Here is a 14,741-nt window from a genome sequence, read left to right as displayed (position 1 = left end):
TTTTTAACGAACCGCCAAGGACGCAAAGGACGCAAAGAGAAGGAAGAAATTCTTAACCCAAGTGTATTGCTCTCAAACTCTTATTTTTTGTGTTCTCTGTCCCTCTGTGGTTAAATTTTCCATTACTGTGCGTAAGTCTAATTTTAGTTAAAGTTGAGAAAAGTGACTTTTGAGAAGGAATCAGGTTATGGTTGCCAGTCCAAACAGAAATTATATGTCTCCCCACGAATACCTGGAATGGGAACAAGGCCAAGAAATTAAATATGAATATATTGATGGTGAAGTTTTCGCCATGACTGGGGGTACTCTTCCCCATAATGATATTGCTTTAAACTTAGCTTTGGCGTTAAAAAGTCACCTGCGAGGAAGTGGGTGTCGTGTGAATATGGCGGATGGGAAAGTAGGTGTATCTGAAAACGGGACTTTTCATTATCCCGATGTTGTGGTGAGTTGCGATGAACGGGATAAACAAGCTATTCAATTTCTCCAATATCCTTGTTTAATTGTTGAAGTTCTGTCTTACCTGACAATTGTAAAGCAGAGATTGTCAATGGAAAATTGGTGCTGATGTCTCCAACTGGATTTTTACCAGGACGTGCAGGTGGTGAAATTTATGCAAGTCTACGGGATTATGAACGTCTGACAAAAAGTGGTTACGCTTTACCTGATAATGTCGGTTTTATTGTCAATCTCCCTAATCGTCGTTCTTTAAGTCCTGATGCCGCATTTTATACTGGCAAACCTACAGGCGGGAAGTTTCTTAATGGTGCGCCTGTGTTTGCTACTGAGGTGCGAAGTGAAAATGATTACGGTGATAAGGCTGAGAAAGATATGGTTATTAAACGCCGTGATTATTTTGCGGCTGGTACGTTGGTAGTTTGGGATGTAGATGTACTTAAAGAGGAAGTTATCAGAGTGTATCGTGCTAGTAATTCTGAAAAACCGCAAGTCTATGGACGTGATGAGGTGGCTGAAGCTGAACCCGCAGTCACAGGATGGACTATGTTAGTGGGTAATTTGTTTGTTTAGCGATCGCTTATATGCTAGTATAAAATAATACAAATAAAAGGTTGCTCGCTTTTAATTTTCGGTTAAGATAGCTACACATTAAATATTAAAACAATGGCGGAAACTGGCAGAATCAGGGTAGCTAAAGATAAAGCTGAGTTAGTCAAGGACTTAACATTAACGTCTTCAGATGGTGGAACAGGGCCGTTTCAAACCTATGCTGATGTGATTGTGTTTGCAGCGGCTTTAGGTGTCAAGCATAAAAAGCGGGTGGCTTTGGGGGAAATTTCTAAAAGAGAACCGTCGCCGATTGGACAAGAACATTTCTTAATTAAGGGATATGATTTGGTAATCAAACTACTAGCAATTGTTGAAGCTAAAGAACTTAATATTTTATCTTATGAAAACGAAAAATATGAAAATCAACGCCTTCGTATGTTTGAAGAATATGCTAATGGTGGACTTGAAATATTACAAAATGAGTTAAGAGGTGCAGTAGACTATTCAGAAAGGCTGCTTCTAATTTTGATGGCTGAAAGATTCAATGAAACGCTACAAGAAGAAACAAATTTTGACTTAAGCCGTTTTATATAATTAGGAAAAAATATGCATGATTTTAAATATAAAGCCGTTCGTATAAAACAAACAAATTCTGGTGATTGGTTGGTACTTTTTGCCGCTTCTGCAATAGAGATTGATCTTTGGGCAGGAGTACCGCAGAAAAAGAAAGTTGGGGCACAATCTAAGGAAACTACTGGTTTCCAAAGAGAAGAAAACAGTAAACGTATTAAAGAAATAAGTGAATTTTATCGTAATGAAAAAAATATAATTCAGAATCCTTTACTGTGTGCGTTGCGTCAACCTAATGAATCGCTTATTAAATTTGAAGCTAGCGAAACACATAGTAATGATAGTGAGAGTATTCAGCAAGGATTTTTAATCATCAACGCTGAGTTATTAGAGAAATTGAGTTTACTGGAATTACTTAAAAGAGTAAAAGCAGATTTAGAAGTGAGAGTGCCTGATCTTGCCAATCAACTAGTTCCCGAAAAGATGAAAAAAGAACTGAAACAACGTGCACAAATTACACAAATTGCTCGTAATAATCAAGATACATTTGATGAAAATGAAGAAGAGACTCTTGAGGAAACAGATGATGATAGCAATTTAGGACTTTCATTAAATGATGAGTCTCATATTTTAGATTTTTGGCAAGAGATTGCAGCTTATATCTATGTACTGGAAGAAATAAAAGATACTTTTGATAATGACAAGTTTTTAGACTATTCCAAAGATGCAATGATTGCCTTTCTTCGTCCTATAGTAGTTGTTGATGGACAACACAGACTTCGAGCAGCAATTGACTCAGCCAAAGAAATAGTTAACCAAGATATATACAAAGATGCACTAGAAAAATTGATTATAGATAAACAATTTGAACCAGAAGATGCTCAAAGAAGAATAGAAGCTGATGTAGCACGTAAACTTCCAGTTTCACTCCTGATGAATAATGATCCAGCAGAGCAAGTTTTTCAATTTGTAGTAGTTAATCAAAAGGCAACACCCATAAAAAATTCTCTATTGGGAACTATTATATCGACTAGTCTTTCTAACGAAGAATTGACTAGAGTATCAGATAGACTTGAAGCTGCTGGTATTAAGCTTGAAGAGTCGAGAGCAGTAACATTTATTACCAGATATCCAATAAGTCCATTTTATGATTTGGTTGATAGAGGAATTAATAATAATAGGAAAGACCTGCTGAAATGGAATGTCCTTTCATCTATAGTAAAAATTTTCCGTGATTTAAAAGGAGGTAAACTTTTCCACGAAAGTGTTGATTATGCTGACAAATGGAGACGTGAGTTCTTACCTGATTCAAAAATTGTTGAAAATTGGGAAATTGAAGGATGTGAAAGTGCTTTTGATTATTGGCATAAACTTGATGGGTGTTGGAGAGATGTATTTATCTCCTTCTGGACTTCAGTACGTGATAAATTAGCAGTACAAAATAACGATGAAGCTTACCATTACTGGGGTTCTCCAACCCGCTCTAATATTTTTAATCAAACATCTTTGACTATCCTTGCGGCAGATTTCTTCCAGTTTCTCGGTGATCGAGAGATTGGCATCGATAGTGCAAATGATATCCACTCTCTTGTGGAGCAATGGTTGAAAGGCGTTGATCCTAACTATTTTAACCGTGACTGGAACCTAAAAGGGGTTAAAAAAGATGTTCCTGGTATCAAAAAAAGATGGTCAAAGCTTTGGGTAGAGTATAGAAAAGACCCACAGAGATTACCAAGATCAAATCAATATCGCGATCCACTTGGTACTTAGACTTTTTATATATAACTATGGAATTTGCAGAAATTAGCTCTTTTCTAAATACTACAGCAGATAAACTGGAAGAGTTTTGGGATATTAAATGCTTAAGCAATATAGCCAATCAAAGAGTTCCTGATTTTGTAATGAGTGGTCGAGGGACTTTGTTGAGAGCTGATATCCATATACTCTGGACGCAGTGGTTTATCGAATCAATCTGTGATCCAGATTTATTTGCTGATTCTAACCAAGGATATGCTCACATATTTACAACAGTTCAAAGAAGAGTACCTGTTATTTTCTCTGGGATTACTGAAGAAGAAAGAAATAAAATTTCAACATATATTGCAAGATTGGTTGATAAAGAAATCCAGCGTAGAAAGACTAGAAAACGTATTTCTCCAAGCCTAGATGATAAGAAATTATTATGGGATATCTACGGCCCTGAACAACGTTGTTGGATTTGTGGATATAAATTTACTAAGTGGGCTGAAAATAAGTTCTTAGGTTATACAAACTATAATGAAGCTCCTCTTCCTCTGTTCGTTGACTATATGACATTACATGGTCTGAAAGAACGTCATATTTGTGTTGAAGTTGATCACGCTGTTCCCTTTTCAAAAGGCGGTAACGAAGAGGATAATCTCCGGTTAGCTTGTAGATGGTGTAATTCTCATAAAAGTAATCGAGTATCTTTGTATGATGTCTCTCTTAAACCACGTACATTAATTCATCCAAAATTAGGAAAACAGAGTATTCCCCACCCCTTTTGGATTGTTCGACTATTGTCTGTACGTAGATCCTGTGAATATGAAGGTGGCTGTCATCAGACTGTAGAAAATGGGCAATTGACTGTATTTCCTAGACATCCTGAAGGTGCAATAAATCCAACTAATCTACGTGTTATATGTCCCGATCACGATCCTTTAGACTCAAATCGTTTTGTAAGTAGTACAATTGCAAAGCAAGTTCGTTAATAACTAGTATTTCTATTTTTAAAGCTCGGTTTTGGAAAACTTTATAGGTTCTCAGTATTCATTAACTTCAGATTTAAAGAATAGGCGGAAGCCCTACGCCCTTTGGATCAACAAACTCGCCATCAAAACCTATTGTTTTATCTTCCACAGTTCTAGCATCTGCCAAAACCTTACGAAGTTCAGCAGATTCCATGTGATCCTGAACTCCACCCAAAATGTAAATCAATAACTTCGCCGCCAAATCTCGTCCAGCAACCTGCACCCGCTTTTTATTTGGGTCAAACAAAACCCCATACCAAATAGATTGCGGATATTCCATACCACTAAAACCACCTTGCTGGTCAAACTTCCTCAGCTTCTTAAAAATAGCGAACAGAGAGAAACCTTTTTTAAATACCAAAATTCCGATAGCTTGCGCTAATGCAACTTGAGCAACCGGACGGAAAAGCATATTTCCTTCACCTCCATCCTTCTCAAAGCTGAAGCGCCGTAAAGCTGGTGTATCCTCATGTTCTAAAATTTTATAACTGGAAAGACTAGCCAAACAATCAAATAGCTTTCTAAATTCCTCAATTCCCTGCTCAAGTTCTTCATCCTCTGGACGCATGGGAATTAGACCTTTCTCCAAAGGTTTCCAGTGGGGGAACTTTTGAGCCAAATATCGCTCAGACATATCTTGCAGAGCTTGCAAAGTCGTTAAAACTGTAGAATTGGAAGCCACTGTTGCACTATTCCAATTGACGCGAGGATTACGCTCTTGTCGTTGTTCTAATAGTGGATGTGTAACTGCAATTTTTCTAGCAACGATCGCAAAACCATCATCCTCATTCAACTGTGTTAGTTGCCCTTTAGTCAATGGTGCAGCCATCAAGTTGACATGAACAAAAATCGATCTCACCCTCCGTCTCGCCTGGGTGCGAGTTTCCCCAGCCGCTACCGCACAGATGAACTCAATACCAATTTTTTCCTTGGGTAAATTTTGCAAGTAAGCAAGGTCTACTTGGTACTTTTCTATCAAATCATTTACTGTAATAAAACTGTCATCAGCACCTTTATCTTTTTTATAGCGCTGAAGCTTACGAGTTTTGATTAACTCCATCAACCCTTGTACACCAATTAATCGGTGTTGACCATCTAAGGCATAAATAGTCACATCATCCTCAGAAATATTTAGCAGACCTACCTTACCGTCTTTATCTAGGGGGATGAAATCAGTAGTAGATTTTGTGGCGCGTCCTTCACTATCCCACTCAGTAGCTTTGGGATTATCCACCCACAGTTGATTTATTACTACCAGCACTGGCGGAAACTTATGGTTGTGTCGAGCTGCTAAATACTGCACTAGCGGCGCTTGACGTGACCAATCAAGGGGACGCTGCTGAATTTCATCAATACTATCCGCGTCAATCTCGACATTATCAGTGTCTGGATTATACTTTTTTTGAAACAGAGGTAAGCCAGAGGCAAAGTGAACCCGACCTGCAAACCATTCCAAGGTAACAGAGCTAACATAAGCCTCAGTACCACCCATCTCGGTTTTTTGAACGAGAATCTGATCTTTTCTCCCTAAAAACTTCTCCAGGAGTAAAGCTAGTACCTGTTTTTCCTTGTTTTCCCGTTCTAGATATTCTCTAGCTATGTCAGCAGTGGGGTCAGATGCACTATCTTTCATGTTAAATTTTAAAAACAGAATAGTATCATGTAGTTTAATTATCCAAAAAAATGGATATTAGTAGTAAAGTTTTTAAAAACTTTTTTTGCCCCACGGAAGTGGGTTTTGTCTGTATAGCCGCGAATTCTATTCGCCTGGATATTACGCCAGTATTTCTAGAGGTAGGGAGAAATGACTACAGCACAACAACCAGAAAATCAAGGTCAGCAGATACGTACTGTAGCAGAGTTAGTAGACTCTATCCAAGCTCTCACTACTGAAATTCAAGAATTGTATTGTTTAGACCAAATACCTTGGGTTTTAGGCGTGTCCTGGGGAAAAGATTCTAGTGCAATATTGCAACTTGTTTGGAATGCGATCGCTGCTCTTGCTCCAAAAAAAAGAACTAAAACAATCCATGTTATTACAACAGATACTCAAGTAGAAAATCCAATTGTTTCTGCTTGGGTTCGTACATCCATGCAGCAGCTCGCATCTGCTGCAAAAGAAAAAGGGATGCCAATTGAAACTCATCTGCTTTATCCCGCAGTCAAAGATACCTTTTGGGTAAACTTAATTGGTAAAGGCTATCCTGCGCCGCGTATGCGATTTCGGTGGTGTACCGAACGGCTGAAAATACAGCCTGCGAATACCTTTATCCGTAACATGGTTCGAGATAATGGTGAGGTAATTCTTGTTTTAGGTATGCGTAAGGCAGAAAGCACCAAACGTGCGACTGTCATGGAAAAGCACGAAGAAGGACGGGTGCGCGATCGCCTTAGTCCTAGATCGAGTTTGATTAACTCCCTCGTTTATACTCCTATCGAAGACTGGCGTAATGATGAAGTATGGCTTTACTTAATGCAATGGCATAACCCTTGGGGAGGAAACAACAAAGACTTATTCACTCTGTATCGAGGTGCAACAGCAGATAATGAATGTCCTCTAGTTGTTGATACTTCTACTCCTAGTTGTGGTGATTCTCGATTTGGCTGCTGGGTTTGCACGCTGGTGAGTCAGGATAAATCAATGGAAGCGATGATCCAAAATGATGAAGAGAAAGAATGGATGCAGCCTCTATTGGATATTCGCAATGAATTAGACATTAAAGAAGACTGGGATAAAAGAGACTTTAGAAGGATTTGGGGAGATGTCCAACTATTTGAGCGCAATAAAGATGGAGAAACAACTGTTGTACCAATACCTGGCCCCTATACCAAATATTGGCGGGAACATTGGCTCAGACGATTATTAGAAGCCCAAACAAAAACCCGTCGCACAGCGCCAGAAAATATGCGCGACATCACCCTAATTACTATAGAAGAAATGAGCGAAATTCGTCGCATTTGGCTAGAAGACAAACACGAATTTGATGATAGTTTACCCCGGATTTATCAAGAAGTGACTGGTGAAGAATTTCAAGATCCCCGTCCTGGTGCTGACTATAGCCTACTAGGTCGTGATGAATGGATAGTATTAGAAGAAATCTGTGAAGGTGATGCGATGCACTTGGAACTCATGGCGAAATTGTTAGACACAGAACGTCAATTTCGTAAAATGTCGCGGCGCGTGGGAATCTATGACACATTAGAAAAATGCTTTACTACTAGTTCGCGTTCTAAAGATGAAGCGGTGAAAAATGCTCATTTGAAACGGGATTTGAAAACAGCAGTTGAACAAGGTGATATTGAAAAGGTCAAGCAGCTAACTTTAGCAGATTTTGTCGTCACGAATGCACAAGCTGACGTAACCAATGCTACACAATCTGCTGATGAGGCTAAAACTTGGGCAAATATAAAATTTAAAAATAGAGAGACGACGCTTTAAGTTTGCTGTTCATCTTTGTCACCATTTCCCAAGTATAGCCTGATAAACTCTTCTGCTGCGGCTGGATTAATTTTTTTCAGTGCATCCCGAATTTCTAGCACCCCCTCCGCTACAGGGTCCATTATCTCATTTACCCAGCGATTAACATTTGAGCGTCCAGTTCCCATTGTCACTGCTAACTTATTTTGGCTAATGCCATGTGTCTCTAATACCTGTTTCAGCGCTTTTCCTGCTTTTCCCATGCTTTTGATTGTGTCAAAGGCTTTTAACCAAGTAAATGTCCCGTATAAGCGACAAAAGGTGTAAGATATTTATGTCCCGTATACGGGACATAAATATCTCTAGAAAAATATGTGAGTTCCAATGACTAAAAGCTTTTTGGCAGATACCTTTCCAACCATCTTGCCGCTTGTTTCCGCCAATGAATCTCAACAAACAACACCAGGGAGAGAATTTGTAAAAGTAGTAATTTATGGTTCTAAAACAGGTGTTAACAACACAATTTTGACCCTTTACAAGCTGGGTTTTGCTCAAGTTAATGAATGGAGTCCTTTATTACCTAGTCCCAACCCTGGAGAAGTCATGAGTATCTTAACTAGGTACATTCTGACCACTTGACTTTAATTCGATTAGTAAAAAATATGATAGGGTGGGCAATGCACACCCTACAAAAATAACGGGACAATACCGGGTGAATTCCATTCGCCATATATTTTCTTTTTAAATATCAATGATATTTCTTGAACTTGTACTACAAAACTTTGGCCCTTATTCTGGAAGACAAGTAATCAATCTTGATCCAAGAAAAGATGAAAATCCGCGTCCAATTATTTTATTAGGTGGGATGAATGGCGGGGGAAAAACTACGCTGATGGATGCCATACGCCTTGCGCTTTATGGTCATCGCGCTCAATGTTCTACCCGTGGTAATTTGAGTTATAACGATTTTCTAAACCAATGTGTTAATAGTAAAGCTAGCCCTGCTGAAAAAACGCGGATTGAATTAGTTTTTGAACACATCGAAGATGATAAACCAGTAAAATATCGGATTGTCAGAACTTGGGAAAAAAATCCTAAAGATGGTAAAGATTCTTTGGGAATTTTAGGCGATGATGATACTTGGCCTGTTGAATCTTTGGTGAATACTTGGGATGACTATATAGAAAATCTGCTGCCATTAGGAATTTCTAATTTATTTCTCTTTGATGGTGAACAAGTAAGAAACCTTGCAGAACAAGAATCACCACCACTAATTGTAATTGAAGCTATTCGCGGACTTTTAGGGCTAGAATTATCTGACCGTTTAGCAGTTGATTTGGAGATTTTAGTCAACCGCAAACGTAAGGAAATGGCTGACACTAAAGATTTAGCTAACATAGAAGAAATTGAAAAAAGGTTAACGCAGCAGCAAGAAGATTACCTAGTTATAGAAGAAAAATTAGCCCATTTCAAAAATCAACTTGAAGAATTAGAAACCATACAGCAAGAAGTGTTAGATAAATTCGTTTTGGAAGGGGGTAAAATCGCTGCCGAACGCAATCAACTAGAACAACAAGAAAAAGATAAAACTGCCGCAGCAGAAAACATTCGGCAGTCAATGTGTGAATTAGCTGCTGATGTGTTACCTTTAGAGCTAATTTCTAATTTACTCAGTCAGGTACAAGCACAGGGAGCAAATGAATTTCGCTATCAACAAGTACAGTTAGCTAAAGATGTTTTACTTGAACGAGATAAACGCTTACTCAACTGGCTAAGTGAATTAGCGATCGCTTCTGACAAAGTTGATAAAATTAACTCTTTTTTAGCTAAAGATATTGATAGTTTATATACAAGCTATTCCCAATCGGAATCACCTTGGTTATTAGCTGATGAGGAAAGTTTGAGTCAATTAGATAATATTAGATATTATTTGCAAAATGCTTTAAATACTGCAAAAGAAAAATTAAATATTCTCAAAAATTTAGAAGAAGAAATTATCAATTTAGCAAGACAAGTGCAAACAGCAGCAGAACCAGAAGCTTATAAAAAGCTGCGCGAAGCTGTGGAAGAAGCACAAAATCAAGTTTCTAAAGCTAAAGTAAATTATGAGATAACTCGCCAGAAGTTAGCTGAGTTAGCAACTACCCTTGATAAGACCAAAAAAGAATTACAAGAATATACTGTAGAAAATATTGAACGTAAAAATAAAGATCATATTATTACCTCTGCGGCGAAAGTTCAAGAAACGCTCAAGATTTTTCGGGAAAAACTAACCCTTAGAAAGCTCAATAAATTAGAGGAAGAAGTTAAAAATTGCTTCCTTTATCTCCTCCACAAATCAGATTTAGTGCATCGCATCGGCATTGATAGCAATACTTTTGGACTTTACTTGTATGATTTCAATGGTAAACTAGTCCCTAAACATCGCCTCTCGGCTGGCGAAAAACAACTACTAGCGATCGCCTTTCTCTGGGGACTAGCAAAAGTCTCTGGACACCGCCTACCAGTAGCCATCGATACACCACTAGGGAGGCTAGACTCCTCCCACCGCAGCAACTTAGTTGAACGTTACTTTCCATCCGCCAGTCATCAAGTAATTTTGTTATCTACCGATACCGAGATTGGAAACAAAGAAGTAGAAACACTGCGAGAAAACGAAGCGATCGCCCGCGAATATCTTCTCAAATACGACTCTGCCAGCCGCCAAACAACTATCCAACCAGGGTATTTTTGGTAGGAGATATCATTTGTTATAAAAATTAAGCGATGTCTAACGACAAGCCCTCTGGGTTCGGGGGTGACGCTCCTTCGTCGCTCTAAGCGTTCGCGCAGCGTCTCGTAGAGAAGACTGCGACCCCCTTACCGCTACGCGTCTATCGCAATTTTTTAACTCCAAATTATACAATATATCTAACGACCTTACCACTAACTAAAGAGATAGTTTACAATAAGTTTTATTATAGGATGGCATCCATCTGCAAAAAATTATATGTATATACGCAGTTGGTATGATTATTTATCACTAAATATAGCTCGTTTGGTAGTTTCATTACTTAAGTACGAAAGTTTAAACATTACTCGTGTAAGATAAATAAGCTGATAATCTCAGGGATTGTATCAAGTAAAAATATAGTTCTATTAGATATGCGATCGCATATCTTTTTAAAATAATGCCAAACTCCAGCTTGAAAGATGACTCATTATGGTTCAAAAATGCAATTATCTACGAACTAGGTGTTCGCACATTTGCTGACAGTAATGGTGATGGTATTGGTGATTTTCCAGGGCTGACAGATAAACTAGATTATTTACAAGATTTAGGTATTACTGCTATATGGTTGTTACCTTTTTTCCCTTCGCCACTCAGGGATGATGGTTACGATATTGCCGATTACACTAGTGTCAATCCTATCTATGGCACGTTGGAAGACTTTAAAGCGTTTTTGAGCGCTGCTCATCAGCGCGGTATTCGTGTAATTATTGAGTTAATTATTAACCATACCTCTGACCAACATCCTTGGTTTCAAAGAGCACGTCGCGCCCCAAAAGGAAGTCAGGAGCGAGATTTTTATGTTTGGAGTGATACTCCTGAGAAATACCGAGAAGCGCGAATTATTTTCCAAGATTTTGAGACATCTAACTGGACTTGGGATTCAGTTGCCCAAGCTTATTGCTGGCATCGTTTCTATTCCCATCAGCCGGATTTGAATTATGACAATCCCTTGGTGCGCGAGGCAGTATTTGATGTTCTAGATTTTTGGTTGGAGATGGGTGTAGATGGACTACGCATGGATGCTGTACCTTATCTCTACGAACGGGAAGGAACGAACTGCGAAAACTTATCCGAAACTCATGGGTTTTTGAAGGAGTTGCGATCGCACATTGACGCGAAATTTCCTAACCGGATGTTACTAGCTGAGGCCAACCAATGGCCTGAAGATGCAGCGCAATATTACGGTGCAGGGGATGAGTGTCACATGAACTTTCATTTTCCCCTAATGCCGCGTTTGTTTATGGCAGTGCGGATGGAAGATAATTTCCCGATTGTAGATATTCTCCAGCAAACTCCATCGATTCCTGATAACTGTCAGTGGGCATTGTTCCTCCGCAACCATGACGAACTGACTTTAGAAATGGTGACAGATGAAGACCGCGATTTTATGTATGGGGTCTATGCACAAGACCCAGTAATGCGGGTAAATTTAGGCATCCGCCGCAGATTAGCGCCGCTTTTAGGCAATGACCGCCGCCAAATTGAATTACTTAATAGCTTACTGTTATCTTTGCCAGGAACCCCCGTACTTTACTACGGTGATGAAATTGGCATGGGAGATAATGTTTATCTAGGCGATCGCAATGGTGTTCGCACACCTATGCAGTGGAGTTCTGACCGCAACGCTGGTTTTAGTCGCGCTAACCCGCAACGCTTGTATCTACCCGTCATCGTTGACTCAGAATATCACTACGAAGCACTCAACGTCGAGGCACAACGGACTAATAGCAATTCTCTTTGGTATTGGATGAAACGTTTAATTGCTACTCGCAAACGGTTTGCGGCATTGGGTGAAGGACGTTTTGAATTGGTACAGTCTAATAATCGCAAAGTTTTTGCCTTCAGCCGGATTACCTCTGAAGAAGATGTCTTGGTAGTAGCAAATTTATCTCGTTACGTGCAAACGGTGGCATTAGATTTATCAACCTTCAATGGGCTAACACCAGTAGAAATTTTTGGTTCCACTGAGTTCCCACTGATTACAGAATCGCCTTATTTCCTCAGCTTAAGTCCTTACGGGTTTTACTGGTTCACCTTACAACGTAAATTTAGCTCAACTCAAGAGCCTAAACCCCAAGCAGACTTGAGCTATCTGTTGGTAAATGGTTCATGGCAGAATGTGATTCGGCAACGAGAGTCACAAAGCATTCTAGAATCATCACTGCGGGATTATCTCTATACCTGTAGTTGGTTTGGCGGCAAAACTCAGACTGTACAATCAGTACAAATCATTGAAGCGATTTCTTTACCCTATAACCAGCAGATAGCTGAAATTGTTTGGTTGCAGGTAGATTATAGCCAGGGAAACCACGAAACTTATCTGTTATTTCTCGCCTATGCAGAAGGTGAGCAAGCAACAAATCTTTTAGCAGAAATGCCGCAAGCTGTGATTGCACGGCTTGAGGTGCAAGGCAAAATAGACACTCTTCCACCCAATACTCAAGAAGGTGGAATTTTATTTGATGCTTTAGCAGACAAGAACTTTCTCACCTCACTGCTAGATGATGCGATCGCTAATCATTACTCTTATAAAGGGATAACCGGAGAATTATTTGGCACTACTACTGATTCATTCTCCGAATTGCGCCAACAGTTAACTAATAGTGAGCCGACTATTCTGAATAAAGAAGAAGAAACCAATACTTATATAATTTATGGCGATCGCTTGTTGTTGAAACTCTTCCGCAAAATCGAGGAGGGTTTGCACCCAGATTTAGAAATCCGGCGTTTCCTATACCAGAAAAAACGCTTGCAACACTCAGTTTTCCTAGCTGGTGCTTTAGAGTACCGCCGTGCAAATAAAACAGGTAATAAAACTGCCTTACCTACGACTATAGGCATATTACAAGAGTTTATTTCCGATATCCGCAGTGGCTGGGACTACACCCTTGATAGTTTGCAAAAGTACTTTGATTTAGTGACCACAGAACACGCCACTATTACCGAAGTGCCTCTGCCATCAGGTTCATTGTTAGATTTACAGAGAATTGAGATTCCAGAATTTGCAATTGCAACTATCACTTCTTACCTGCAAAGTGTTGAACTATTGGGTAAATCCACAGCTGAATTCCATATAGCGCTGGCTACAAATATAGATAGCTCAGACTTTGCTCCAGAATCTTTTTCATCACTTTATCAACGTTCGATATATCAAAATGCACGTAACTTAACTGGACAAGTATTTCGGTTGTTAAAAGAACGAGTAAAATACTTGCCAACCGATACTCAACCATTAGCATTAGAAGTTTTTAATAGCCAACAGAAAGTCTTAGAACGCTTTCAGTTAATTGTTGGGCAAAAAATTACTGCATTGCGTACTCGTCATCATGGAAACTACCATTTATCGCAAGTATTTTATACAGGAAAAGACTTTATTCTTCCTGATTTTGAAGGCGAAGTAGATCGTAGTTTAAGCGAACGACGCATAAAGCGATCGCCTCTACGAGATGTAGCAGGAATGTTGCTATCTTTCAACTATGCAGTTAACGAAGCTCTGGTCTATCAAAAAGAATCTGGGATGATCCTGCCGGAAAATTTACCCCTTATAGAACAATGGGGACAGTTTTGGTATATCTGGGTTAGTACTAGCTTTCTCAATTCTTATTTAGAAACTGCTAGTCAAGAATCTTTCCTGCCAAAGACAACACAAGAACTAGATGTGCTGCTTTTTGCCTATCTTCTAGAGCAAGCGATTGATGCACTAGGCAATGAACTAAATAATCGCTCTGATTGGGTAGAAATTCCACTCAAATTTATTCTGCGATTATTGAGTGAAACTGCTTAAACAGTTTTTCATAGTACGAACAAACTGCAATAAATAAATAATATGAGGAAGAAGAAAAATGAGTAACAAAACTGGTGAACTGACAAGAACAATTTTTTGGAAAGGGAATGCAGAATAATTTTTAGGGAAGTATTATAACTTACAATGTATTCCGAGAATAGGTGAAGAAGTACAATTAAAAAACAAAACATGGCGAGTGAAGAGAATTATTTATACTCCCGAAATAGATGACATAACTATCATTTTGGAAGATAAATAGTTTCACCTGAAATGGTTATGGTTGTTGAGCTATACGTACCAGTTCGGTTTCATAAAAAGTCGGCGGTAAACTCTACCTAAGAGTGGATAGAGAGGGATAGCCGCCCGCCAAATGATTTAGTTATTCTTGTAACGCGTCTGCCTTTAGCCTCAGCACGC

At 39.0% G+C, this 14,741-nt stretch carries 10 protein-coding genes and 1 pseudogene; 9 read left to right on the top strand and 2 right to left on the bottom strand.

Annotated features, from left to right (window positions below; all coding sequences use genetic code 11):
• Positions 1-187: 187 nt before the first annotated feature.
• The 5 genes and pseudogenes from V7L29_RS00310 to V7L29_RS00290 form a co-directional block, all read left to right on the top strand.
• Positions 188-520 (top strand): annotated as a pseudogene (locus V7L29_RS00310) (Uma2 family endonuclease); the annotation flags it as partial.
• Between the two features lie 47 nt (positions 521-567).
• Complete coding sequence (locus tag V7L29_RS00305) at positions 568-1,029, top strand: Uma2 family endonuclease (RefSeq protein ID WP_334734151.1); 462 nt, start codon at positions 568-570, stop codon at positions 1,027-1,029.
• Between the two features lie 93 nt (positions 1,030-1,122).
• Positions 1,123-1,602, top strand: a complete 480-nt coding sequence (locus tag V7L29_RS00300; RefSeq protein ID WP_334734150.1) for a DNA phosphorothioation-associated protein 4 — start codon at positions 1,123-1,125, stop codon at positions 1,600-1,602.
• A gap of 12 nt (positions 1,603-1,614) precedes the next feature.
• Positions 1,615-3,348 carry a hypothetical protein gene (locus V7L29_RS00295; protein WP_334734149.1) on the top strand — a complete coding sequence of 578 codons (1,734 nt, stop codon included), beginning with the start codon at positions 1,615-1,617 and terminating at the stop codon, positions 3,346-3,348.
• 17 nt (positions 3,349-3,365) lie between these two features.
• The gene (locus V7L29_RS00290; protein WP_334734148.1) at positions 3,366-4,310 is read left to right on the top strand and encodes an HNH endonuclease; all 945 of its coding nucleotides are present in this window, start codon (positions 3,366-3,368) and stop codon (positions 4,308-4,310) included.
• 73 nt (positions 4,311-4,383) lie between these two features.
• Here V7L29_RS00290 and V7L29_RS00285 read toward each other — a convergent pair whose 3' ends face one another.
• Complete coding sequence (locus tag V7L29_RS00285; protein ID WP_334734147.1) at positions 4,384-5,982, bottom strand: DGQHR domain-containing protein; 1,599 nt, start codon at positions 5,980-5,982, stop codon at positions 4,384-4,386.
• A 171-nt stretch (positions 5,983-6,153) separates the two neighbouring features.
• Here V7L29_RS00285 and dndC point away from each other — a divergent pair, with 171 nt between their 5' ends.
• Positions 6,154-7,788 (top strand): DNA phosphorothioation system sulfurtransferase DndC, encoded by a 1,635-nt coding sequence (gene dndC, locus V7L29_RS00280; RefSeq protein WP_334734146.1) that lies wholly within the window; start codon positions 6,154-6,156, stop codon positions 7,786-7,788.
• Here dndC and V7L29_RS00275 read toward each other — a convergent pair.
• Entirely contained in the window at positions 7,785-8,030 is a 246-nt protein-coding gene (locus V7L29_RS00275; protein WP_334734145.1) for a helix-turn-helix domain-containing protein, read from the bottom strand. The genes dndC and V7L29_RS00275 overlap by 4 nt on opposite strands.
• A gap of 121 nt (positions 8,031-8,151) precedes the next feature.
• On the opposite strand from V7L29_RS00275, the gene V7L29_RS00270 reads away from it, so the two are divergent.
• The 3 genes from V7L29_RS00270 (at position 8,152) to treS (ending at position 14,324) form a co-directional block, all read left to right on the top strand.
• Entirely contained in the window at positions 8,152-8,406 is a 255-nt protein-coding gene (locus V7L29_RS00270) for a hypothetical protein (RefSeq protein WP_334734144.1), read from the top strand.
• Between the two features lie 112 nt (positions 8,407-8,518).
• A complete protein-coding gene (gene dndD, locus V7L29_RS00265; RefSeq protein ID WP_334734143.1) occupies positions 8,519-10,504 on the top strand; it encodes a DNA sulfur modification protein DndD in 1,986 nt (661 codons plus the stop codon).
• 433 nt (positions 10,505-10,937) lie between these two features.
• Entirely contained in the window at positions 10,938-14,324 is a 3,387-nt protein-coding gene (gene treS / locus V7L29_RS00260) for a maltose alpha-D-glucosyltransferase (RefSeq protein WP_334734142.1), read from the top strand.
• Positions 14,325-14,741: the final 417 nt, after the last annotated feature.

Source organism: Nostoc sp. (genome assembly GCF_036916575.1).
GTDB lineage: Bacteria > Cyanobacteriota > Cyanobacteriia > Cyanobacteriales > Nostocaceae > Nostoc.
The sequence above is the reverse complement of the archived record's forward strand: the minus strand, read 5'-3'. Positions and strand labels throughout refer to the sequence as shown.